Source organism: Planctomycetia bacterium, assembly GCA_021413845.1.
Lineage (GTDB): Bacteria > Planctomycetota > Planctomycetia > Pirellulales > PNKZ01 > PNKZ01.
In genome coordinates this window covers 26,191-47,212 of record JAIOPP010000142.1, presented here as the reverse complement: position 1 = coordinate 47,212, position 21,022 = coordinate 26,191, and the positions used below count along the sequence as shown (strand labels likewise).

Annotated in this window: 18 protein-coding genes; 7 read left to right on the top strand and 11 right to left on the bottom strand. The window is 61.7% G+C overall.

Annotated elements, in window-relative coordinates; genetic code table 11:
• Positions 1 to 57: 57 nt before the first annotated feature.
• Positions 58 to 2,232 (bottom strand): enoyl-CoA hydratase/isomerase family protein, encoded by a 2,175-nt coding sequence (locus tag K8U03_23995; protein MCE9607959.1) that lies wholly within the window; start codon positions 2,230 to 2,232, stop codon positions 58 to 60.
• Between the two features lie 170 nt (positions 2,233 to 2,402).
• Here K8U03_23995 and K8U03_23990 point away from each other — a divergent pair, with 170 nt between their 5' ends.
• Genes K8U03_23990 through K8U03_23980 form a run of 3 tightly spaced genes read left to right on the top strand, consistent with a single transcriptional unit; the run spans position 2,403 to position 5,577 of the window.
• Positions 2,403 to 3,050 (top strand): hypothetical protein, encoded by a 648-nt coding sequence (locus tag K8U03_23990; GenBank protein ID MCE9607958.1) that lies wholly within the window; start codon positions 2,403 to 2,405, stop codon positions 3,048 to 3,050.
• Positions 3,047 to 4,750 (top strand): ATP-binding cassette domain-containing protein, encoded by a 1,704-nt coding sequence (locus K8U03_23985; protein ID MCE9607957.1) that lies wholly within the window; start codon positions 3,047 to 3,049, stop codon positions 4,748 to 4,750. The genes K8U03_23990 and K8U03_23985 overlap by 4 nt, the downstream gene beginning before the upstream one ends.
• Positions 4,750 to 5,577, top strand: coding sequence for an energy-coupling factor transporter transmembrane protein EcfT (locus K8U03_23980; protein ID MCE9607956.1), 828 nt, complete (start codon positions 4,750 to 4,752; stop codon positions 5,575 to 5,577). Before K8U03_23985 ends, K8U03_23980 begins: the two co-directional genes overlap by 1 nt.
• A gap of 8 nt (positions 5,578 to 5,585) precedes the next feature.
• Here the strand turns inward: K8U03_23980 and K8U03_23975 are convergent, their stop codons facing one another.
• Positions 5,586 to 5,987: a hypothetical protein gene (locus K8U03_23975; protein MCE9607955.1), complete on the bottom strand. Its 402-nt coding sequence runs from the start codon at positions 5,985 to 5,987 to the stop codon at positions 5,586 to 5,588.
• Between the two features lie 273 nt (positions 5,988 to 6,260).
• Here K8U03_23975 and K8U03_23970 point away from each other — a divergent pair, with 273 nt between their 5' ends.
• Both K8U03_23970 and K8U03_23965 read left to right on the top strand, forming a co-directional pair.
• Positions 6,261 to 7,280 carry a hypothetical protein gene (locus K8U03_23970; protein ID MCE9607954.1) on the top strand — a complete coding sequence of 340 codons (1,020 nt, stop codon included), beginning with the start codon at positions 6,261 to 6,263 and terminating at the stop codon, positions 7,278 to 7,280.
• A 177-nt stretch (positions 7,281 to 7,457) separates the two neighbouring features.
• Positions 7,458 to 8,267, top strand: a complete 810-nt coding sequence (locus tag K8U03_23965) for a DUF1080 domain-containing protein (GenBank protein ID MCE9607953.1) — start codon at positions 7,458 to 7,460, stop codon at positions 8,265 to 8,267.
• A gap of 15 nt (positions 8,268 to 8,282) precedes the next feature.
• On the opposite strand, the gene K8U03_23960 is transcribed toward K8U03_23965, so the two are convergent.
• The 3 genes from K8U03_23960 to hpt are packed head-to-tail and all read right to left on the bottom strand — an operon-like array spanning position 8,283 to position 11,160.
• Entirely contained in the window at positions 8,283 to 9,443 is a 1,161-nt protein-coding gene (locus K8U03_23960) for a glycosyltransferase (protein ID MCE9607952.1), read from the bottom strand.
• Positions 9,440 to 10,630 (bottom strand): glycosyltransferase family 4 protein, encoded by a 1,191-nt coding sequence (locus tag K8U03_23955; GenBank protein MCE9607951.1) that lies wholly within the window; start codon positions 10,628 to 10,630, stop codon positions 9,440 to 9,442. Before K8U03_23955 ends, K8U03_23960 begins: the two co-directional genes overlap by 4 nt.
• Positions 10,627 to 11,160, bottom strand: a complete 534-nt coding sequence (gene hpt / locus K8U03_23950) for a hypoxanthine phosphoribosyltransferase (GenBank protein ID MCE9607950.1) — start codon at positions 11,158 to 11,160, stop codon at positions 10,627 to 10,629. The genes K8U03_23955 and hpt overlap by 4 nt, the downstream gene beginning before the upstream one ends.
• A 134-nt stretch (positions 11,161 to 11,294) precedes the next feature.
• On the opposite strand from hpt, the gene K8U03_23945 reads away from it, so the two are divergent.
• Positions 11,295 to 12,050, top strand: a complete 756-nt coding sequence (locus K8U03_23945) for an esterase (protein ID MCE9607949.1) — start codon at positions 11,295 to 11,297, stop codon at positions 12,048 to 12,050.
• A 34-nt stretch (positions 12,051 to 12,084) separates the two neighbouring features.
• On the opposite strand, the gene K8U03_23940 is transcribed toward K8U03_23945, so the two are convergent.
• The 3 genes from K8U03_23940 to K8U03_23930 all read right to left on the bottom strand — a co-directional run bounded on the left by K8U03_23940 (position 12,085) and on the right by K8U03_23930 (position 17,046).
• A complete protein-coding gene (locus K8U03_23940) occupies positions 12,085 to 15,360 on the bottom strand; it encodes a hypothetical protein (protein ID MCE9607948.1) in 3,276 nt (1,091 codons plus the stop codon).
• Between the two features lie 78 nt (positions 15,361 to 15,438).
• Entirely contained in the window at positions 15,439 to 15,957 is a 519-nt protein-coding gene (locus tag K8U03_23935) for an HAD hydrolase family protein (GenBank protein MCE9607947.1), read from the bottom strand.
• Positions 15,958 to 16,020: 63 nt separating this feature from the next.
• The gene (locus tag K8U03_23930; protein MCE9607946.1) at positions 16,021 to 17,046 is read right to left on the bottom strand and encodes a KpsF/GutQ family sugar-phosphate isomerase; all 1,026 of its coding nucleotides are present in this window, start codon (positions 17,044 to 17,046) and stop codon (positions 16,021 to 16,023) included.
• A gap of 266 nt (positions 17,047 to 17,312) precedes the next feature.
• Here K8U03_23930 and K8U03_23925 point away from each other — a divergent pair, with 266 nt between their 5' ends.
• A complete protein-coding gene (locus K8U03_23925; GenBank protein ID MCE9607945.1) occupies positions 17,313 to 18,305 on the top strand; it encodes a class II fructose-bisphosphate aldolase in 993 nt (330 codons plus the stop codon).
• A 111-nt stretch (positions 18,306 to 18,416) separates the two neighbouring features.
• Here K8U03_23925 and K8U03_23920 read toward each other — a convergent pair whose 3' ends face one another.
• From K8U03_23920 to K8U03_23910, 3 genes are all read right to left on the bottom strand, one after another.
• Positions 18,417 to 19,280 carry a hypothetical protein gene (locus tag K8U03_23920; protein ID MCE9607944.1) on the bottom strand — a complete coding sequence of 288 codons (864 nt, stop codon included), beginning with the start codon at positions 19,278 to 19,280 and terminating at the stop codon, positions 18,417 to 18,419.
• A 246-nt stretch (positions 19,281 to 19,526) separates the two neighbouring features.
• Positions 19,527 to 20,177 carry a hypothetical protein gene (locus K8U03_23915; GenBank protein MCE9607943.1) on the bottom strand — a complete coding sequence of 217 codons (651 nt, stop codon included), beginning with the start codon at positions 20,175 to 20,177 and terminating at the stop codon, positions 19,527 to 19,529.
• Between the two features lie 194 nt (positions 20,178 to 20,371).
• Positions 20,372 to 20,950 carry a 50S ribosomal protein L17 gene (locus tag K8U03_23910; protein MCE9607942.1) on the bottom strand — a complete coding sequence of 193 codons (579 nt, stop codon included), beginning with the start codon at positions 20,948 to 20,950 and terminating at the stop codon, positions 20,372 to 20,374.
• Between the last annotated feature and the right edge of the window lie 72 nt (positions 20,951 to 21,022).

The window sequence follows — 21,022 nt, the reverse complement described above, 5'->3', positions numbered from 1 at the left end:
AAAATCCAACGGGCGAGGCGAGCGAATTTCTTCTTACAATCTATTTCTTACTACGGATTATTTCTTCGCGAGGTCGTAGAACTTGCCGCCGCCGGCCGCAAGCTCGAGCAAGAGCGGCGTCGGGCGATACCGTTCGCCCAGTGCCTCGAACGGCTTGAGCATTTCAATGATCTGCGCCGCGCCGAACGTATCGGCCCAAAACAGCAGCCCTCCTTGAAACGGCGGAAAGCCGATCCCGAAAATGAGCCCGAGGTCGACATCGCGCGGATCGCGCACCTTTTTCTCGGCGATTACGCGCGTCGCCTCCAGCAGCATCGGCAAGAATAGCCGGAGCGCGATCGTTTGTGCGTCGAGCTTCGCCGACTTCTCCGAACCCGCAGGCTTGCGAGCGTGCTTGGCAAGAATCGGATCGAACGTCGGGTCGGGCTCACCCCGATCGGACTTATCTTTATAGGCGAAGAACCCACTGCGCGATTTCTGCCCCAAGCGGCCGGCTTGCACCATTTCTTCCAACAGCGGCGACGTCAGAAAGCGATCGGGAAACGCCTCGACCATCACACGGCCGGCGAACAGCGCCGTATCGAGCCCGACGACGTCGTACAACGTGATCGGCCCCATCGGCATACCGAAGCCTTTGGCCGCGCCGTCGACCGCCTTGATCGGCACGCCGGAGACAAGCAACTCCAACGCCTCGTTCATATAGGGGAACAACAACCGATTCACCAGGAACCCGGGCCCGTCTTCCACGACGATCGGACTCTTGCCGAGTCCTTTGGCGAACGAGACTGCCGACGCGATCGTTTCGTCGCTCGTCTGCGCGCCGCGGATCACCTCGACCAGCGGCATCTTCCGCACCGGATTGAAGAAGTGGATGCCGCAGAATCGCTCCGGATTTTTCAACCCTTTCGCCAAGCGCGTGATCGAAATGGCCGATGTGTTCGAGGCCAAGATCGCGAGCTCCAAAAGTTGCGGCTCAAGCTTGGAATAGAGCTCCCGCTTCACTTTCTCGTTCTCGACGATCGCCTCGACCACGAGCTCGCATGAAGCAAACTCGGCTTCATTCCCGACGGCCCGCACGAGCGGCGCAAACTTCAACAGCCGTTCGGTCGTCGGACCTTTCGCGACTTTATCGTAAGCGGCTTCTTCGATCGCCTTGCGCATTCCACCGGCCAGCGCTTCGGGCCGCGCATCGAGGATCGTCACGGGTACCTCTCGTTTAACGCACGCGCCGGCGATGCCCGAGCCCATGATGCCGGCTCCGACGACGCCGACGCTTGCGATCGGCTTCGGCTTGATCGCGCGGTCGGCGATCCCGGCATCTTTCTTATTCCGATCCGTCAGCATGAAGACGTTGAGCAAGGCTTTATTGACCGGCGTGCCGAAGATTTCGGCGAACCCGTCCGCTTCCATCCGACAGGCTTCGTCGATATCGACGCCGGCCGCTTCGAGCAGTAAGTTCAGCGCCGCGATCGGAGCGGGATACTGCCCCTTGGTCTGCTGCATGATGTAGGCATTGCCGGTCGCGCCGAGAAACCCTAGCTCGGTCTCGCTGAGCGTACTCGGCTTCGACCAAAGTTCGCGGTCGCGCAAATAGTCGCCGCTTGCCCGTTCCGCGCGCACGAGCGCGATCGCTTCTTGGAGCAAGGCGTCGGCTTCGGCTACTTCCACGACTTCCGTCGCCAGCCCCATCGCGCGAGCCGCGCGTCCATCGATCGATTCTCCGCCGGTAATCATCTCGACGGCGTTCGCCAGGCCGACGATGCGCGGCAGACGGGCCGTTCCGCCCCAGCCCGGAAACATACCGAGCTTCACTTCCGGGAATCCGATCTGCGCCTTAGGGCTTGCGGTCATCAGCCGCCGATCGCACCACACCGCCAACTCGGCCCCGCCGCCGACGCAAATGCCGTCGATCGCCGCGACGCTCGGGCCGGCGAGCCGAGACAAACGACGAAACAACTCACGTCCATGATCGGCGATCGCGATCGTTTCTTGCTTCGTGATCTTGCCGGCGGCGACGAACTCGCGGATGTCGGCCCCCGCGATGAAAATGCCCGGCTTGGTCGAGCGCACGATGAGGCCGGCCAGATCGGTGCGGCTTTCCAAACTCGTTAAGTGCGCGGCAAGCTCGTCGAGCACGGGGCGAGAAAGTACATTCGCCCCTTTCGACGGGTCGTCGAGCGTCAGCAGGGCGATGTCGGCTTCCGGAAAGGAAAGTGTGATGACGTTGGGCATCGAGTGCTCCGCAACGGGACTGGCGAAGAGGGGTGGGCGATGGGTATTCTGTTCGATTCGGAACGGCGGCGTTGCGAGCGCCCGTTCCTGCGATGTTTATCGGCATTGTATACCAGAGTCGAACGAAGCTCGCATCCGGTGCGATCCGATCGTCGGCTAGTCGAGGAACCATGCACGTAGCCGACGATTCGCCGCTTGCCGCTCCGATGTTCGCCGGCCGCAGCGCCGGCGGACTCTTCGACAATCGGGAACTTTCGACCATCGCGATGGTCGCGGCGCTCCACTTCGCGGTGTCGTTCGCGGCTCGGCTCGCCGGCTCGGTCGTTCACGTTTTCCTCGGGCCTTGGGCCGTCTATCTCGACGGCATTGGCGGCGAAGGGATTCCCTGTTTGCTGATGGCCGTAATCGTGACGCTGATCCCGCGCATCGGCACGGCGACGTTGACGATCCTGACCGTCTGGTTGCTCAACGGGATCGTGTCGGGAAGCTTTTCGCTCGCCGGCATCGCCATGGTCGGGCTGAGCATCGTCGTGCATGAAGCGATCTTGGCGCTCTTCGGAGTGACGAAACTAGAGCGCAGAACGACCTTGCCCGGCAAGCCGACGACGCTGCTCGTCGCTCGCACGGCGCTCGCCATCGGGCTTGCCAATGCCATTGCGCTCTACGCTCAGTTCTTCATTTCGATCTACTTCTACAAGCTCATGTTCCCGATGTGGTATGTCCAAAGGGTGGCTCTGGTTACCGGCTTAGGATACGGCGCCATCGGCGCCGCGATCGGTACGCTTTGGGGCTTTCAACTCCGAAAGACCGCGCCGTGAATCGTGCAACGACCGGCCTCCACGAACCCACACTCGCAGCCAGCGCGATCGAAGTCGACCGACTCGGCTACACGTTTCCGGGTCGCGATCAACCGACGCTCGTCGACCTTTCCTTCTCGCTTCCAGCCGGCTCATGGACCGTCGTCGCCGGGCGGACCGGCTCGGGAAAGTCGACGTTGCTGCGCGCACTGGCCGGCTTGATTCCTCAATACGCGCGCGGAACGATGAGCGGAGCGGTGCGTTGGTTCGGGCGCGATACCCGCACGCTGGCGACTGCCGATGCGGCGCGCTTCGTCGGCCTTGTGCTGCAATCGCCCGACGATCAAATCTGCACGTCGACCGTCGAAGCGGAACTGGCTTTCGGCTTGGAAAACTTGAATCTGCCGGTCGAAGAGATTCGCCTCCGGATCGCGGAAATCGCCGAACAATTCGGGCTCAATCCCTTCCGCCACGTTCCGACGCCGTATCTTTCCGGGGGCTGGAAACAACGCTTGGTTTTGGCCGCGATCGAAGCGATGAGGCCGCGCATTCTGATCTGCGACGAACCCCTCAGCAGGCTCGATCCACGTGCCGCCTCGGCATTCATCGCCGAATTGCGCCTGTTGCGCGCCGCCGGAATGACGATCGTCGTGGCGGAGCATCGCCTAGAAGAGTTGCTGCCCGAGGCCGATCGATTGTTGCTGCTCGAGGGAGGAAGACTCGCCGCGGACATCGACGCAACCGATATTCCGCGCGCGACGGCGGCGCTGCGCACCGTGGGGCTCGTCGAACCGGAAGCCTGGACGATCGCCGGCTTGAAAGGAAACGTGTCTCAATCTCGACGGCGGCCTCCGACAACCATCGCACAGTCCGATCGACTGCGCACTGCGAAGACCGCGGAAACGGTACTCGCGGTGCGCGGCTTAACGTATCGCTATCCCAGCGGTGAGCCGGTCTGGAGCGACGTCTCTTTCGAGATTTCGCGCGGCGAGCGGATCGCGCTCGTCGGCCCCAATGGTGCAGGCAAGAGCACGCTGATGAATTTGCTCGCCGGGTTGCTCGACCCCACCGGCGGCCGCATCGATTGGAACGTGAACGACAAAAGCACGTTACCGACGGTCCTCGTTCCGCAACGGGCCGAGCTCACGCTCGTCCATCGTACGGTTGCCGAGGAGCTCGCATACGGGCCCCGGCAAATAGGGCTCAAGCCGGCGGTCGTTGCGGAGCGCGTGCAACTGATGGCGAACTTGTTCGCGCTGGAAGAACTACTTACGGAGACGCCCCAGGCGCTCAGCCAAGGGCAACGTGTACGAACCGCGATCGCCGCGGCCCTGGCAACCTCGCCCCGGCTCTTGCTGCTCGACGAGCCGACGACCGGTCAGGACGGGCCGATGATCGTAAGGATGATGGAGCTCTTAAGCCGTTGCGTCGGCACGCCGGGAGGTCCGGAAGCGCTCCTTTTTTCCACGCACGATCTCGCAACGGCGGTGCGCTATGCCGATCGCATCTTCGTCTTAGCGGAAGGCAAGCTGCTGCAAACAGGAACTCCCGCCGACTTGCTCGCCGATCCGTCGCTCATGCAACGGGCCGAGTTGCGCTCGTCGGCCGTGTGGGACTTTCGCCGCGAACATGGCTTGCACTCCTTCGACGTCACCGGGCTCATCGCCGAGTTTCTTGCTCGGCAACTTCAAGCCGGCGATCCATCGCGGAGCGATGCCTAATGTCTTCCGCTCTGTTTACGCCGACGAACGCTCGCGCTTGGTTGGCACGGCTCGACCCGCGCGTCAAGCTTCTCTACGTGTTCGGTATTTCGGTCGCAGCGGCCGTCGTACAATCGCTCGACGAGCTTGGCGTTCTGTTCGCTACGGCGATCTTCTTCAGCACCGGTCTCAGGCTTCCGGCGCGCGGTTGGGGAGCGATTCTCGGCATTCTCGCGCTGACGGTATGGGGGACGATGCTCACGCAAGGGTTCTTCTATTCCTTCGAGCCGCGAACGCCGCTATTGACGTTGGTGGCGCCGCGCGGCACCGGAGGCGATCGGTTCGCCGGCGTCGTGCTCACCGTCGAAGGCTTGCGTTATGGAGCGATGCAGTCGTTGCGGCTGCTCGCCACGGCGCTCGCCGGCTTTACGGTCAGTCTGTCGACGAGTCCCGAGCGTATGCTGGCCGCGCTGTCGTGGTTCCGCCTGCCGACGACACTCAGCTTTATGACGACGGCCGCGCTCCGTTTCCTACCTCTGCTGATCGAGGAGGCGATCGAGGTGCGGCAGGCGCGAAAACTCCGAGGTTACCGCTTTCGAATCTGGGGAATGCCGGGAGATCGGTTCGGTTCCTATCGTGCGGAGCTTGGCATCCTGCTGCCGGTCATCGCCGCCGCGCTGCGCAAAGCCGAGACATTGGCCGAAAGCGTGACGGCGCGAGGCTTCGATCCTTATCGACCTCGGACGTTCTATCCGCCGCTTGCGATGCGTGGCTGGGAAAAGATCGTTGCCGCCGTACTTGCCGGCGGTTCTGCCGCGCTGTTGGTCTACGGCATCGGGCTACTATAGCCCGCCCGCTAGGGCTTCGCCAATCGGCCGACGCTCGACTCGAAAAACTTTCGCCGTCGAGCCGTGGTCTGATCTGGCCGAGCTTCACGACGTAAGCGCATGTCGTCGAGGTTGGCGCGGCAGAAGCGGCATTCGACGACATTGAGATGCAGATCCCAATAGCGCCGCGAGGCACCGTCGAGCACGCCGAGCAGATAGGCTCCCAGCGTGCTCCGGTCGGCGCAGGTGATCCGCTGCCGCTGCCAAATCGCACCGAGCGAATGGTCGCCGAGGTCGCGCCGACGGATGAGCACCGACAATCGCTCGAGCAGCGACGGGTCGTCGCGCAAGAGTCGTTCGACCGAGGCCGCTTCTTCGACCGGGAGCGATTCGTCGAGATACGATTCCAGAACGCGATCGGCGATCGACATCACGGCGAACTCACGAGGAAAGACGGCCCGACAATCGCTAGAGTCCGAAAACTCCCCGCCGTCGGGCATGGCATAGATTCTACGGCGCTAGGCAACGGCAGGGAAACGGCCTTTCCGCACCGGCGGAAGAGGAAGAGCGTTTTGCATCCCGAATTGCCGGCGTCTATACTGACACTGCACTTCTGAATACGGCGACGTTTTGCCGGAGCGGCCGTTCGATCGCACGGCGTTGGCTCATAGACTCACATCCTGATGTCGGTAGGAACTTAAGAAATGTTGGAAGCCGTCTGTCCGAACGGGCATCGCTTGCAGGTTCCGCTTGAACATGCCGGGATGAAGTTGCGCTGTCCCGCACCGGGCTGCGGTATTATTTTTCAACTTTCCGCAACGTCGCCGACCGGCTCGACGCTTGCGGTCGGACCTTCCGCCTCGGGTACGGCATTACCATCGACCGCACCTGCTGCTCCCGCCGGTGCGGCTGCCGCTCCGAGCACGACCACGGCCGCGGCCGCTCAACCACAGTCTTCACAAACTTACGGAACCGTTCCGCTTGCTCCGGCCACGACGCAGACGGCAGCCGATGCCGCGGCAGGGCGATGGTCGGGAAGCGACCCCGCTCCAGCCGCCGCCACGACGCAACCCGCCGCGACACAACAGCCGGCGCCGGCGCAGACGGTCGTGCAACCCACGACGCCGGTGCGCAACGTCGGCCCGACCGTGGCACCACGCTCCGGCGAACTTTCCGGCGGAGCGTTGCTGGCCGGTGCGCAAGCGATCTTAATGCTCGGTTTGGTCTTAGTGCTGACGGCGCGCGGCTGCGATGGGTTGGGAGCGCGCAACATCTCGCGGCTCAAGGCGCGTGTCTTGCAAGACGAGCAGCACTTCGAAGGGCCGTATCAAGTCGAAACGAAGGCCTATAACGCGGAACTGGCCGACGACAAGATCACCGACAAACGCAAAAACGAAGTTCTCAAGAGCTTGGAAGACTTGCGCAAAGCGCATGAAAAAGAGCGCCGCCTAAGCGAAGCGAAATGGGCCGAGAATCAGAACGCAGCCACCGAGGCTGTCTCGTCGAATATGATGTGGGGTTATTGGCGCGAAATGTTATTCGTCGCCGGTACGATTCTCCTATCGCTCGGTCTGACGGCCGTGGCGTTCGCCGGTCACGGGGTGGAACGCTACCTCTGCTTCGGCCTGTTGGCGATCATCGTCTTCAGCGTCTATGTCGGCGGTGCGGCCTGGTTCACGTCCATCGTCGGCGGCCTCTCCGGCGTTGTTCCCAGCGGTAGCTGACTTTTCTCAAACGCCGCGTCTTGAACACGACGGCAGAAGTGCGGACGCTCCCGATCGGCTGCCGGCTTGCGACGCGCCTCGGCTCGACGCATACTAGCGTCGCGGCCTATGTCGACGCCGAAAAAGCATCTTGCCCAGTAGCCCTAGTTCGAGGATCCGTGCATGCGCATCGCAGCTATGTTTTATCTTCGCACCGCCGTCGCTTCGCTTCTGATCGCCGGCTTCACGGCACCCGTCGAAGCAGCTAAAGACGAAAAGCAATCGGCCGCTAAAGAACCTGCCGCTAAAGAGCCCGCCGCTAAGGAAGCGCCGAAGAAGGCTGCCCCGGCGAGTCGAGAGTATGTGAGCGGGAAGGAATGGAAAGAGCCGACGATCGTGAACCCCGGCGACGCAACGACGGCCCCCTCGGATGCGATCGTTATTTTCGACGGCAAGGATCTCGCGAAGGAGTTCACCGGCGGGCAAGGCTGGACCGTGAAAGACGGCGTCGCCACGGTCGGCGGAGGAGGGGGAGTGACCACGCGCCGCTCGTTCGGCAGTTGCCAGTTGCACATCGAATGGGCCACGCCCGACGTCGTGAAGGGAGAAGGGCAGGGGCGCGGCAATAGCGGCGTCTACTTGATGGGAATTTACGAAGTGCAAATTCTCGATTCCTACGAAAACAAAACCTACTTCGACGGCCAAGCCGGTTCGATCTATAAGCAACGTCCGCCGCTTGTGAATGTCTGTCGCAAGCCGGGCGAGTGGCAAACGTACGACATTATCTTCACCGCTCCGAAATTCGCCGACGATGGCAAACTGCTTGAGCCCGCCTATATGACCGTCTTGCAAAACGGGGTTCTCGTGCAGAACCATTTCGCGCTGGAAGGGGGGACGTTCTACGATCGCCCGCCGTCGTATACGAAGCATGCGGATAAACTGCCGTTTAATCTACAGAATCACGGCAACCCGACCCGCTTTCGCAACATTTGGATTCGCGAGTTGTAGTCGACGCGCGAACGCTTATCGGGCGACTTCGTCATAAATCGCGGCGTATTGCGCGGCGACTTCGTCCGGATGCGAGAACCCTTGAGCCCGTTCGCGGGCCGCGGAGCTCATGCGGTCGTAAACCGGCGCGTCGCCCAAGAGTTGATGCAGATGGCGCGTCAGCGCGCCTTGGTCGTGTTCACGAAAGACGAAGCCGTTTCGTTCGACGTCGAGTTCGGCGCGGCGAACGGGCGTGTCGACACCGACGACCGGAACGCCGTGTCGCAAGGCAACGCCGATCTCGCGCGCAGGGCCGGCCCAATAGGCGGGAGCGACATAGGCGAAAAGCTCCGAAATAACGGCATCGGGATCGATCGCCGGCCCGACGAAGTGCGTAATCTCGTCGATGCGCATAAGCGTGGCGAAACGACGAAGATCATCGCGCGAGGGGCCATCGCCGCAGATAACGATGCGAAAATCTTCATGGACGAGCTTCAATAACGCGCCGGCGAAGAGCAAGTCGCGCACGTTCGCATCGGGCACGAGCCGACAGGCAGTGCCGATCAGCTTCGTACTTTGCGGAACTCCAAGCGCCGAGCGAATGCCGTCGTTCCGATAAGTCTTAGCGGGTTCGATCGAATCGCGCACGACGCGCGTTTTGCCGGCCCATTGCGATTGATATCGAGGATGAACCGCCAGTCGCTGCGTTCGCACAGTGGGATCGTTTGCGATGATCGCCGCGGCGCGCGACAACGTGCGACGTTCCAAAAACCGATCGAGCCCAAGCGCGTCGCATCGAGGGTTTCGCAGCGAGTACACGATCGCCGGCCCGTTAGTCAACGCGATCCAGGGGCCGACACACGCGCGTGCCGAGTCGTCCCAAAGATGGACGATCTCCGCGGCATCGCGAGCGACAAATCGGCGCACACCCCAAGTCGCGGCAACGCGTGAATCGCCGCAGCTTCGTCGCTCACTGTTTTGCGATCTCGCGCGAAGCCCACCGACGACGTCAACCTGAATTCCCGCAGCGAGCAACTCGGCGCGACAAAGATCTTCACTTTCGCCGGCACTGTGTAATGCGACGACCCGCTGCTCGAACATGTCGACCGGGAGCCGACGTGCCACCAGCGAGAGCATCCGTTGCGCGCTCCACGGCTCGAGCGACTCGACGACATGCACTAACCGACGGCGCGTCATGACCGCACCTCGGCGGGCTTTCGCGCGACGGCTTCGATCAACAGTCGTTCGTAGGTATCGACCATCGCCGTGAGGCCATGCTCCCGTTCCACGCGAAGCCGCGCCTCTGCGCCACGTTGGCGGGCAAGTGTGTCGTCGTCGAGGAGCGATGCGAGGCCTGCCGCAAGTGCGGCAGCGTCGTGCTTCGGTACGAGCAGCGCCGCACGATCGTCCGAGAAGAATTCGCGATGCGTCACGGTATCGCCGGCAACGATCGGCAGCCCGTACGTCGCGGCTTCGAGCACGCCGACACCGAGCCCGTCGTCTTGCGAAGGATACACGGCGAGATCGGCGGCGCGAAACACATCTTCTACGTCGTCGAAAGCACCGGTCAAACGCACGCTCTTCGCCAAACCAAGCTCGAACATCCGTTCGCGCAGCGCCTCGGCGTCGGGCCCTTCGCCGACCAGCCAAAGTACTACATTTTCTCGATCCGCGACGATGCCGCGCCACGCCTCGAGCAACACCTCCAATCCCTTCCCGAACCGCAATCGCCCGACATACACGACCAAGCGCGCATCGTTCGGCAGCGCCAAAGCGGGATCGGCTTGCGCTAAGCTACGGCGTGCTTCCGCTTTCTGCGCCGCGGTCGTCGGCGTCACGCTCGGCACGCCGAGCGGCACGCCGTAGATGCGCGATCGCGCGTAACCGGCCGCCGTGAGTTCGCGTTGCAAAAGCGCCGTCAGCGCGACGAAACCATCGGCCAGGTAGCAACGACGTTTCAATCGACTTCCGCCGCGGGCTTCGATTTGCCAATGACAATCTCCTTCGATTCCCGGCCGCTCCGGCTGCAGGAACACCACGCGGCCGCTTCGCCGCGCCGCGCCGACCACGGTTTGCGCATCGATTCGCAAGCCGGAAACGATCGCGACCTGCATTCGCTCGCGAAGCGAGTCGAGCGTGGCGACCAGCCGCCGCGCATAGCGTGCTTCGCCCCAACAACCTCCGGCAGGAGGAGCGATCCGAACTACGCGCACTCCCGCATAATCGGTCTCCGTCGGCCAGTCGGGCTGCCAGCGAGGGGTGACTACATGCACGGCATGACCACGCCGCGCCAGTTCGATGAGCATGCGCACGGCGACGTTTTCCAATCCTCCCGGCAGAGGCCGAAATCTGCGCGTTACATACACCAGCCTCAGCCGACTCACGACTTGTTCCCGACGATCTCGTGAGGCTCCAGCGCCGCGATGTGCGGCAAGTTGCGATACTCGTCGTCGTAGTCGAGTCCGTAGCCGACGACGAACTCGTCGGGGATCTCGAACGCGTAAAAGTCGGGCTCGCGCTTCACTTCTTGTCGTCCATGCTTGCGCAATAAGACGGCCGAACGAATCGATTTCGTGCCGAACGTGCCGAAGCTTTCGAGCAATCGATCGAGCGTGTGCCCCGTGTCGAAGATGTCGTCGATGAGAATGACTTCGCGATCGGTCAGATCGGGTAACGCATCGGCTTTGATTTGCAATTCGCTGCGCACGGTCGACGCGCCGCGGTAGCTTTTCGCTTGAACGAGCCCGACGCGGAGCGGCATTTCGAGCAGGCGGATCAAGTCGGCGAGCAAGACGACGCTGCCGGTCAATACGCCGACGATCGTCACCGGGCGCTTGCCGTAGCAGGCGTTGATGTCGCGCGCCATGCGCGTCACTCCCTCGCGCACTTCGTCTTGGGTCAGCAATATTTTCAAAACGATTACCTCGGATATTCGGCCTGCAAGCCCTCACATTCTATTGTGCGCCCGGCGAATGCCAATACATTGAAAGCCGTGGAACTCGCGACACTTCGCGCACGAACCGACTTACAACCGCAAAACGAGAATCGATGGCAGCGGCAACCGGAACTTGGAGCGAAGTGCAGGTCGGCGGCCATTCGTGCGACATCTACGAGCCGCCGGCGCTGAATCCGCATGGCTACGTCGTGCTCTATCTGCATGGCGTGCATCTCGCCCGGCTCACCGAAAACGAAGCGTTTCGGAAAGAGTTCGACCGTTACGGGCTGCCGGTCGTCGGACCGATGACGGCACGAAGTTGGTGGACGAACAAAATCTGTCGCGAGTTCGATCCGCAACTGACCGCCGAAAGGCACCTGCTCGACAATATCTTTCCCTATGTTTGCGAGCGGTGGGGTTCCGGACCCGGTCGAGTCGCACTACTCGGGACAAGCATGGGAGGCCAAGGAGCGCTTCGCTTCGCGTTTAAGCATCCGGCGAAGTTTCCGATCGTGGCCGCGATCAGCCCGGCTATCGATTACCAGATTCGCTATTACGACGAAGAAGAAGGGGGCACGCTCGCGGAAATGTATTCCGACCCGGAAGCGGTGCGCCAAGATACGGCGACGCTCCACGTGCATCCTTTGAATTGGCCTCGCAACACCTGGTTTTCCAGCGATCCTGTCGACTATCGTTGGCATGAAAGCTCCGAGCGGTTGCATATGAAGCTGTCGTCGCTGGGGATCATGCACGAAGTCGATTTAGAAACTTCCGCCGGAGGTCATAGCTGGAAATACTACGACCACATGGCGCCGCGCGCGATGCAATTCATCGCCGAACGACTCGATCAGGAACGGCGGCGCGTCTGACGTTTCGCAACCACGAAGCGGTGCCGACGGAGCGCTACGGGGTCAGGTCGAGAAACGTCGCGCCATCGACTTGCACGCGATTCGTCGAAGGCCAGATCATGAAACGCTGCGCCTTCGTGTCGGAATTTTGACCGCCGATTTTCTTCTGGTGATGAAGCTCGGCATCGGTGCGAGCATCTCCTTCGATCACCAACAGATCCTTCGCTTGCGCATACGTGAGTCGCGGGGCTCGGGCCGTGAACGTATTCCCTTCGACGAGCGTGTTCCCTTCGGCCACGAGATTGTAGGAATCGGTGTTGGTCGCGCTGTCGCGCACGGCGTTGACCTGCAATTGATCGGCATCGATCAGCACCGTTTGCTGGGCCCATTGCTCGGGCCGGTCGGGATCGATCACGGCGTTCCATTGTGGCACGGGTCCGTAAAGGACGCGCACTTGATTCGAGAAGGTCATCTCGCGGCGGATTTCGTTTCCTTTGAGGCTGCGCTGGAAACGGGTATTCAAATAGTTGATCGTCGGCTTCGCGTTCGCGGCTTGGTCGTCATCGCCGAAACCGATCGGAATCGCCGGAATCCCGGCATTGCCAACCGGTTGATTCGACGCCGGTGGTGCGGCAGGATCTTTCGGTTTGCCCAGACGTACCGAGACGACTTCGCCTGGGCCGTCGGCGGCGAAGTCGCCGGAAGGGCGATGCAGCGCTAAGGTTCGAGCGGTCAAACGATCGACGGATTTCAACTCCGGCCCTTCGAACGTACGGCTCTCGACGAATGCGCCGTCGTAGCAATTCACTCGTTCGATATCGGGAGGCGGTTGGTTGCCGTCCGATTCCCCCATCGCCACCGGCCGATTGAAGATCACGTCCATCCGATCGGTGCGGAGATATTGAGTGGCGAGTCGCGCTTCGACCCCCCGCTCGAACTTCGCCGTCAGGCCGTCGAACGTAAGCCCTCCTTGCCAAGTGAGATTGAGAAGCTCGCGCGCACCGGTCGGCTTGCCTTGCAAGTCGCGGTCGACCGGCAACGTCATCACTCCTTGGCAGGGGACGCCGAGCAGGTTCGTTTGCGGATTCGGGCGATCGAGCGTCAGCTTGCCGCCCGACATCGTCATGCCGCGTGCTTCGACATAAGCCGGCGTTCCGGTAACGACGACATACGAAGCCGTCGGCGAAGCTTGTGAGAGCTGCAACGTGTCGCCTTGAATCAAGAGCGGCTGCTCCGTCGGGAGCTTCGTGCGCGTCTCCGTTAGTTTCACGTTCTTTTCGACCACGACTTCGCGGACTCGCATCACGCGATCTTCAACATTGATCAACATCCGCGCCAACTCACCGCGAATATGGTATTGCGGCTGTGGCTCCGGCGGAGCGGCCGGAGCCGCTGCTTGCCCGAAGTTATTCGGCTGCGGCTGCATCGCGGGATTCACGATCGGCGCCATGCCCGGCCGGGGCACGATCGGAGACGCCGCGGGAATTCCGCCGCCGGACATCGTCGACAGCGGTACTGCTCCGGAGAGGCCCGCTGCGCGAGGTTGCTCCGCCAACATCGGAACCGGCTTCGGTTCAACGATCGTCGGCCGTTCGTCGGGAAATTGCAGAGGTCCGGCACCGAGCAGCGCGGTGACCAGCACTATGTCGCCGGCAGGACGGTACATCGCCTGGCGCATGCCGACGCGATTCGTATGCTCGAACCAACCTTCAAGACGTTCGATGTCGCCGACCATTTGCGGCGAGTCGATATGCACGGCTTCGAGCGCGAGCAAGCGATCGGCCTGGAGCTCAGTGCGCGGCTTCTTGCCCGTATCCACGGCCGGCAAATCGACGAGCGGTTGCGTACCTAGCGGCGTGGTCGAAGACTTCGGAACCTCTTTGAACCACAGATGGATCTGACTGGCCGCCATCGTTCCCTTGCCCGGCACTTCGACGCGCGCATTGCCTTCGATCGAGAGGACCGGTTGCCCTTCGTGCGGACGGAAGTAGAAGCGCGAAGTCCACTCGGCCTCGAAGGTTTGTGCCGGATCGTCGGGAGCGGAGCCGATGAGTCTTCCTTTTCCCTGGGCGAGCATCGTCCCATAGCCGCCGGCGGCATCGGGTACGAACGTCAACTCGGGGCTTCGAATCTCGCGGGCATCTTGCCGCACGATCGCCTCGACCGAATCGCGCAGCTTCACGCTCCGCGTGGCGAGAATGTGTTCGACGTATTGCGCGCGCGCTTGCAAGCGGTTGCTCGGCGCGCGAATCACGACCGGTTCGCCGATCACTTCGATGCGCGAAGGCTCAAGCTTCTTCGACGCGACCTGCGCTGCTCCGTTCGGGTCGGGCACACCGGCGGCAGTCGGCGGCGCCTCCGACGTGAAGTAGATCGTCAGCAAATCGCCGTTGATTTGATCACTTTCCGCGCCAGGATTCAGCCGCGTAACGTCGACCTGCTTACGAAACACTGCGATGTTCTTCACCATGTCGAACGTGAAGGCGCCGCTACAGCGAATATCGACCGGCGGCGAAGGCTTCGCCCCACGCTCCGCAGGCGCTTTCGCAACCGCCGCTTCGGACGAACGGCCTGGGAAAAGATCGCTGTTCGCATCGGGCTCGAGATGCACGTAGACTTGCTCTTGGAGCGTCAGAGTTTTAATGCCCCGATTTTGGCTCTCGCCCACGCCGGGCGTCTTTTCGCTATTCATTTCGATCAGCACGCCGCGCCCCCGACCGCGATGGGTGCCGAGACGGTATTCCAACATGTGCGGCGTCGAGATATGCGTTTCGCTCAGCATCACGTCGCGCGTCGTGATCTTGAGATCGTCTTCAGGGCCGGGCAACTTTTGACCGCTCGTGATCTCGACCTCGCCGAGCAATTCGCCTCCGATAAGCTTGCTGATGGTTCCTTGCTTCAAGTCGATCGGGGTCTCGAAACGCAGTAGGGCTCCCTCCGGCGCGCGGAGCACCGTTGCCCGACGTTTACGAAGCTCCGGATCGACGCCCGGTTCGTTGGAAAGTAAGACCATCGAGCAAGGATTGATTTCCCACAGGCCGTCGTCGCGAGGTCGATGGTCGCGAAACAACAGCTTGCCTTGCGACGTCTCGAGCATGTACGGAGTGTCCAGCTCCCAATCGCCGTCGCGAAACCAATACGCTAAGTCGGCCCGTTGACGCACCGCTCCTTCTTGAGCGATTTGGAAATCCGTTTCGGTCAGAGCAGGAAGATCGCCGTTTGCTTCCGGCGGCGCCGGCTCGACGAACGGCACCACCGCCACCGCATACGCCGTATAACAGGCGGCGGTGAGCACGAAGCTGGCGATGATGCGCGTCAGGCTTTCGATCACGGATCGCTGCAAGGGTTGGAGTGGTGATTCGGATCGGCTACGGTTTCAAATATGGCTGCGATGCTCGACGCGCGAGTCTTACGCGTTATAAGGGTGCAGAACGTCGTCCCAGCGCTGCTGTGCGCGCAAGATCATCTCGATCACTTCGCGCACGGCGCCGGTTCCGCCGTTGAGATGCGTAACGTAATCGGCCGCTTGGCGAACATCGATGCAAGCGTCGGCGACGGCGACCCCGAGTCCGACGTAGCGCATCGCCGCGAGGTCGGGAAGATCGTCGCCGATGAAGCAAACCTGCTGAGGTTCCAAGCGCAGCTGCGCGAGAATCTCCTTCACCGCCGTGAGCTTCTTCTCCGTCCCTTGGCGCACGATCTCGATGCCTAATTCACCGGCGCGCACGTTGACGATGTGCGAATTGCGCCCGGTAATCAGACCGAATTTGCCGCCGGCTCGTTGCCAGAGTTTGATACCCAGGCCGTCGCGAATGTTGAATCGCTTAATCTCGATCCCTTCGTTCGTGAAGATGATGCTGCCATCGGTGAGCACCCCGTCGACGTCGGCCAAGATGAGTTCGATCGGTTGGAGATTGGAATTCGTCATAGAGGTCGGTCCGTTCGGAAAATCGGCGATAAGTTTTTAGAGGGTCGCTTATACGAAACGAAATCAACGGGGCTCGTCCGGAATCATCTCGACCAAGTCGGTGACGTCGAGCAAACCGATCGGCCTGCTGAAGCGATCGACGACCGGTAGTTCGCTGAACTTACGATCGGCCATGATCGCCACGGCGTCGGCCAGCATCGTCCCTTCGACGACCATCGTCGGGTTCTTCGTCATGAGTGCCGACATCGGTAGGTCGAACCCTTCGTAGCGGCGCGACTCGAACAGTCGCGCGAGATCGCTATCGGTGAAGAGGCCGCTGAGCGCTCCTTCGGCATCGACCAACATCACGGCTCCGCTGCGTCGACCGGCACGGCGAACCTGTGCGAAGACTTCGCGCAACGGTTGCGCATCCGAAGCGACACGGCATTCATCGACCGGACGCATTCGCTCTTCAACCTTGCTCAAGCGGCGACCGAGCGCGCCGGCCGGGTGAACCCTCGCGAAATCTTCGCGACCGAAACGGTGCATCCGGCTCGTGACGAGCGCCAACGCATCGCCGAGGCCGAGCATCGCCGTCGTACTGGTACTCGGCGCGAGACCGAGCGGACAGGCCTCTTGCAACGGGCCGAGTTCGAGTACGATCTCCGCGGCCCGCCCTAAGCGGCTACTGCTCCGCGCCGTCATCGCGACGATCGGCACCTCGGCCGCGGCCAGCGACGGCAACAGTCGCACGACTTCTTCCGTCTCGCCGCTCTGCGAAAGGACGAGCGCGACATCGTCGCTGCGGAGACGCCCGAGGTCGCCATGCACGGCTTCGGCCGGGTGGAGAAAAAAGCTGCGCGTGCCGGTCGAGGCGAGCGTGGCGGAAAGCTTTTGGCCGACGAGGCCTGCCTTGCCGATCCCGCTGACGACGACGCTCCCCCGGCAGGTGTGCAACCGCTCGACCGCGCGACAGAACTCGAGGTCGAGTCGTTCGCTGACTTTTTCCAGCGCTTGGGAGCCCATGCGCAGGATCTGCCGAGCGTAGCTTAATTGCTCGAAAGGGCTTAAATCGACGGAGCTGAATTCGTGTTGGCGAGCGGCGTCCATGCTCATGCGCATCTTCCTCTGCCGGCGCACCGGCGAATCCGTGGAATTTGGGTGGGGGATTCTACTCGGATCCCGAAAACCCGGCAACGTGAATGAGAGGATGGCCGGAACGCCCTAACCTTAGGTTTTGTAAGGATTTCGATGTCACCTTTAACTCCGTCTCGCATCCGATATACTTTGAGCTTATCCACTTCGGTAATTCCGTCTTTTACTCCCTTTTTGCGAGAGCCTGCCCTCGTCCGCATGGCCTCCTCGGAGCACTTCTCATGATCGTCACGACGAAAGAGCTATTCGAGCATGCTTACGGCAAATACGCCGTGGGTGCCTACAACATCAATAATCTCGAACAGACCATCGGGCTGTTCCGCGGCAACTTGGGCAAGAAGGACAAGAACGAAGGTGCCGCGCCAAAAGACGCCTCGGCTCCGTTCATCATTCAGCTCTCGCGCGGCGCTCGCGGCTACACCGACAAGCGTTACCTCGAAGCGATGATTCGGACCTCGGAAGAAGTCTTTCCGGAAGCGATCTTCGCCGTCCATCTCGACCACGGCACCGAAGAAGTCGCATACGAGTGCATCGACTCGGGCTTCTACTCGTCGGTCATGATCGACGCCTCGCACGATCCGTTCGACAAGAACATCGAGATCACGCGCCGCGTCGTCGATCGGGCCCACGATAAAGGCATCTCCGTCGAAGCCGAACTCGGCATGCTGGGCGGCGTCGAAGAAGACATCTCGGTCGATGCCGACCACGCTTGCCTCACCGACCCGGACCAAGCGGTCGAATTCGTCGAGCGGAGCGGTTGCGATTCGCTCGCCGTCGCGATCGGCACCTCGCACGGTGCGTTTAAGTTCAAGGGGAAGCAAGGGCTGCACTTCGATCGCATCCAAGCGATCCAAAAGCTGTTGCCCAACTACCCGCTCGTCATGCACGGCAGCAGCAGCGTGCCGAAGGAATGGGTCGACCGGATCAATGCCGCCGGGGGCAACATGCCCGAAACGAGCGGCGTGCCCGAAGCCGATTATCTGCCGGCCGCGAAGCTTGGTGTGACGAAGGTGAACATCGACACCGACGGCCGGTTGGTGTGGTGTGCGATTCTCCGCGAGACGTTCCGTGATAAGCCGATGGACTTCGATCCGCGCACGTCGGGCAAGCCGTTCATGGCCGCCTATGCCGACTTCATCACACACAAGAATAAGATGCTCGGCTCGGCCGGACAATTGGAAAGCCTACGTCAATCCCTCGGCGTGAAGGTCTAACTTTCACGCTCGATCGCGTAGCGTAAATCATAAAAGCCCCGCACGACTCCTCGAGCGTGCGGGGCCTTTTTATTGACTGCAACCTTATTGGCTGCGACAGCTTGAAGCGGCTTAGTTCTTATCGCGCCGAAACGACGAATTCTCGTGCGTTACGGCATCGAGGTCGACCGTCTTCACTTCTTCGTCTCCCTCGACCGCGGCGGGCGTGTCGTTGAAGCGGTTGTCGATTTCGGAGTGGAGGAATCGAACCAGCAGCAACTTCTGCATCGCGGCGTCTCCCTTCGTCTCGGTGAAGAAGCGATAGCCGAGACTGCCTGAGCGCGAAGGAACGCAGGTGACCGCGAGGAACTGGCCCGGCGTCAACACGGCCGATAGTTTGAGATCTTCGAGCACTTCATGCGGTGGGCCGAATTCCACCTTAAACATTCCGTCGCCGGGGACGAATCGCTTTTGCGCCGTACCATGTTCGAGCTCCGGCACGAGATCGATCCGCACGCCGCCGTCTCCTTGCGGATAGGCCCGAGTGGCGAATAAGCCCATCACTTCACGATAGGTGCGGCCTTTCACTTGCCCATCGTCGCCACGCAACAAGAGCGACATCTCGGGCACGCGCTCGGACTCGCCCATCGTAATGAGGTTCGACCGTCGACCGGCGCGCACGCGCAGTTGTCGTTGCTTCACGGCCGAGGTTCGTTCGACATCGACTTTCCGACCTCCGTCCGGTTCGTTCGACGGCTTATCCGAAAGCTTCAGAAGTCCTTCGATCTTGAGCGGAAGCGGCCCACTGATGACGCCGGCGCGGAAACCGTTCGACTCCATCCGTCGTCGAGCGTCGGCCGTAAAATGCAGCTCGTCGATCTCTTGCCAGACGGGCCCATTGAGATCGGCATCGCCGACCGGAAAGCGGACGAAGAGTACATCGAGCACGACGCTATTCTTCGCGAGCGTCGGCATCGAGAGGGGCAGCTTCTTCATCGGCGCCATCGGCGTACAGCCGACGGCATGCATCGACGAAACGACGCAGAAGAGGGCGCAGAGACGAAGACCGAGACGCTGCCGTCGCACGGAAGATGCCTACCGCCTAAAAGTTCGAAACGCCGCCGAAAAGCCGACCGGCGCGAGAGGGGCGTACGGTAGCGATGCCGTCGAAACGTGTCAACGCGGAGCAATGCCGGCAGGCAGCGATGACAATGATGAACGTTCAAGCTACGCCGATCGCCGTTACGCTGCCGAGGCATCGTCTTTCGGGCGTTCTTCGCGCGGCAGAGCGTCGACGCGCCAGAGACGCGGGGTCGGCAGGCGCATTCCTAGAATGCGGCCGTAGCGTTGCCGCAGGCTCTTGAAATCCCCTTCGAGGAAGTCGAAGAGGGGCGTGGCCGGCTGCGTCGCGCGCCAGCGGCGCGTCAGGTCGCGCATGTCGTCGTGGTATTTATCGCAGCGCGATCCGTGGGCATGATAACGGCCGGGAAACCGCCTCAGGTCGCCGTTGAAGTCGGGCGAAATATGCCAGAGCTCGTGGATCGTCACGGCGAGTTTTTCCGCCGCTGGAAGATCTAAGAACCTGGGCACGTAGAGGCTGAACAGATACAAACACGGATTGCCTTCGGCGTCGAGCGGCATCGGCCGAATGATCCAACGGCGATTGCGGCGCAGCGTCGACGTCGCACCATCGCGAAAGCGGAGCGGCGTCATCGTCGCTTGCACGCCGTAGGGCCCGCGGCGTCGAGTCTGACAGACTCTTAGAGCCACGCGCCGCATGTCGACGTGCCGCAGCTCATCCAGCGACGCGCAAATATGTTCGCACAGACGACGCATGCGCGCCGTAAGATCGAGATCGGGAAGCGTTGCAGCCGACGACGTCGACCGCGGCACAGGTAGGCTTCCTGCCATAAGCGCATCATCCTCGGACTTCGAAACGGCCCGACAGCGGTTTGTTCGGCGCGGTGTGTTCGGCAATGTCCCTACGCGGAAGATACGAAAAAAGGCGAACGTCGTAAACGTCCGCCTTCTCCCAAATTCGATAAGCTCACTAGGCCGATACGCAGCTAGCGTAACCGGCGAGCGTATTACTTCTTAGCTTCGCCACCCTCGAAGGCCGGGGCTGCGGCGGCCGGAGCGGCCCGATCGCGCACGCCGACGAATTCCAAAATGGCTCGGGTGCCGGAGTCGCCGAGGCGCGGCTTCGCCAAACGCATGATGCGGGTATAACCGCCGGTGCGACCGTTGAAGCGTGCGGCGACGTCGTCGAACAGCACCTTCACGGCTTTCTTGTCGCCGAGCATCTTCAAGACGCGACGACGAGCGGCGATCGACGGACCGACCGCTTTGACCCAACTCTTATAGCGCTCGCTTTGCTTCCAAGCCTTCCACTCTTCGCTATTGCGCTTAGCGGTGCTGCCGAACTCGGCGGCTGCGGCCCGTTGTTCGACGGCGCGACGAGCGAGCGTGATGCACTTCTCGACGAGCGGCCGAACTTCCTTGGCTTTTTCCAAGGTGGTGATGATGCGGCCCTTGACCTTCGGAGCGTTGGGATCGAACTCCGCATCGCGCTCCGTAAGGAACAGCGCGCTGGCGAGGTTGCGCAACAAGGCTCGTTGGTGGCTAGGACTGCGGCCGAGGATTCGGCCTTTTCTGCGATGTCGCATGGCTATCGTATCCGTGTCGAAACGCGACGGGCCGCGAGGCCGATCGCACTATCACACTGTTAAAATGACGGT

What these genes read in the sequence shown, in the direction of transcription:
- K8U03_23975 (MCE9607955.1), bottom strand. Translation starts at nt 5,987, where the DNA reads ATGTCGATCGCCGATCGCGTTCTGGAATCGTATCTCGACGAATCGCTC.
- K8U03_23970 (MCE9607954.1), top strand. Translation starts at nt 6,261, where the DNA reads ATGTTGGAAGCCGTCTGTCCGAACGGGCATCGCTTGCAGGTTCCGCTT.
- K8U03_23945 (MCE9607949.1), top strand. Translation starts at nt 11,295, where the DNA reads ATGGCAGCGGCAACCGGAACTTGGAGCGAAGTGCAGGTCGGCGGCCAT.
- K8U03_23960 (MCE9607952.1), bottom strand. Translation starts at nt 9,443, where the DNA reads ATGACGCGCCGTCGGTTAGTGCATGTCGTCGAGTCGCTCGAGCCGTGG.
- K8U03_23990 (MCE9607958.1), top strand. Translation starts at nt 2,403, where the DNA reads ATGCACGTAGCCGACGATTCGCCGCTTGCCGCTCCGATGTTCGCCGGC.
- K8U03_23930 (MCE9607946.1), bottom strand. Translation starts at nt 17,046, where the DNA reads ATGGACGCCGCTCGCCAACACGAATTCAGCTCCGTCGATTTAAGCCCT.
- K8U03_23935 (MCE9607947.1), bottom strand. Translation starts at nt 15,957, where the DNA reads ATGACGAATTCCAATCTCCAACCGATCGAACTCATCTTGGCCGACGTC.
- K8U03_23965 (MCE9607953.1), top strand. Translation starts at nt 7,458, where the DNA reads ATGTTTTATCTTCGCACCGCCGTCGCTTCGCTTCTGATCGCCGGCTTC.
- K8U03_23925 (MCE9607945.1), top strand. Translation starts at nt 17,313, where the DNA reads ATGATCGTCACGACGAAAGAGCTATTCGAGCATGCTTACGGCAAATAC.
- K8U03_23920 (MCE9607944.1), bottom strand. Translation starts at nt 19,280, where the DNA reads ATGAAGAAGCTGCCCCTCTCGATGCCGACGCTCGCGAAGAATAGCGTC.
- K8U03_23910 (MCE9607942.1), bottom strand. Translation starts at nt 20,950, where the DNA reads ATGCGACATCGCAGAAAAGGCCGAATCCTCGGCCGCAGTCCTAGCCAC.
- K8U03_23995 (MCE9607959.1), bottom strand. Translation starts at nt 2,232, where the DNA reads ATGCCCAACGTCATCACACTTTCCTTTCCGGAAGCCGACATCGCCCTG.
- K8U03_23980 (MCE9607956.1), top strand. Translation starts at nt 4,750, where the DNA reads ATGTCTTCCGCTCTGTTTACGCCGACGAACGCTCGCGCTTGGTTGGCA.